1 protein-coding gene is annotated in these 215 nt (G+C 67.4%); it reads right to left on the bottom strand.

Annotation, left to right across the window (positions count from 1 at the left end):
- Positions 1 to 215, bottom strand: a 215-nt coding sequence (locus BN1130_RS22805) for a hypothetical protein (RefSeq protein ID WP_042039792.1), incomplete at both ends; no start/stop codon positions are given.

Here is a 215-nt window from a genome sequence, read left to right on the forward strand (position 1 = left end):
CGGGTCATGGTGTGCCACTGATCCCGCAACCTGCCGGAGTTGAGCAGCAAGGGCACTCCTGCTCCGGGTGGCAGTGGCTCCAGTGCGGGGGCCTGTTGTTTCAGGGGCAACAAGCGGGCCCGGCCATCCGGGGTAGGGAAGCGACCATCCTCAAACAACCGATCGCACCCCTGGGGGTGAGCCTCATTGACCGGCCAGCGCAGGGGGGCAAGCGC

The sequence above is a fragment of the Aeromonas rivuli genome (genome assembly GCF_000820045.1).
In the GTDB taxonomy this organism is placed as follows: domain Bacteria; phylum Pseudomonadota; class Gammaproteobacteria; order Enterobacterales; family Aeromonadaceae; genus Aeromonas; species Aeromonas rivuli.